This is a genomic window from Rhodoferax sp. RT5P35 (assembly GCF_056521385.1).
The window spans coordinates 1-1,057 of record NZ_JBWMAX010000340.1; the positions used below are offsets into that span (position 1 = coordinate 1).

Annotated in this window: 2 protein-coding genes; both read right to left on the reverse strand. The window is 60.9% G+C overall.

Annotated features, from left to right (window positions below; translation table 11 throughout):
• A partial coding sequence (locus AC097L_RS26150; RefSeq protein ID WP_479589601.1) for an ATP-binding cassette domain-containing protein occupies positions 1 to 449 on the reverse strand: 449 nt, incomplete at its 3' end.
• 98 nt (positions 450 to 547) lie between these two features.
• On the reverse strand, positions 548 to 1,057 hold a 510-nt coding region (locus AC097L_RS26155), incomplete at its 5' end, for a substrate-binding domain-containing protein (protein WP_479589602.1).

Here is a 1,057-nt window from a genome sequence, read left to right on the forward strand (position 1 = left end):
ACCAGATGCCGCTCTGCCAGACTGAGGTCCTTGACCAGCGTGACGGCTGAAAAGCGGGCACCGATCTTGGACAACACCGCCTGCGCCTGCGCGTTCATGGCCGCCCAGTCAATGACGGGGCCGCGCTGCAGATAGCGCCCGACAAAGATATTCTCGGCCACGCTGAGTTCCTCAAACATCACGGTTTCCTGATGCACCGCCAGAATGCCGGCCGCCTGCGAGGCTTGCGCACTGGCAAATTTTTGCACCACACCGTTCAGAGTGATGGTGCCTTCATCCAGCGGCACCACACCGGTGAGCAGCTTGACCAGGGTGGACTTGCCGGCACCGTTCTCGCCGACCAGGGCCAGCACTTCACCGGCACGCAAATCCAGATCCACGCCGCGCAGGGCATGGGTCGCGCCATAGCGCTTGTGGATGCCGCGCAGGCTCAGCAATACATCAGACATGAAGACCATCCAAATTTCAAAAAAAGGGCAACCCCAACCTGGCAGGGTTGCCCGACCTGAATCTCCCGTTTCAGAGATCCAGCAGGAGGCCCGCTAGCTTAGAAGAACTTGGCGAACTTCTCAACATTGGAAGCATCGTAGGTGAACGGCTCGGACATGGCGGCTTCGTTGTTTTCATCCAGGGTGCCCGTGCCCACGCGGCCCAGCTGGATTTTTTCGCCCGGCTTGCCGGTGGCCTTGCCGCTGATGAACTGGCTGGCAGCCATCACCGAGGCGTAGCCCAGGTCAATCGGGTTCCACAGCGCGAACGACTTGGACGCGCCGCTGTTCACGTGGCCCAGCATTTCGGACGGCAGCGCCAGCCCGGTCACAAACACCTTGCCGACCAGCTTCTCGTCTGTCACGGCCTTGGCGGCAGCGGGTGCGCCGACCGAGGTGGGGGCGATGATGACCTTCAGGTTGGGGTAGCCCTTGAAAAGGCCTTGGGCTTCGCGGTAGCTCTTGTCGGTCTGGTCGTCGCCGTACACGGTGCTGACCAGTTTCAAGCCGCTGTTTTCCGGCTTGGCCAGCACTTTCTTCATTTCCTCGATCCAGACGTTCTGGTTGGT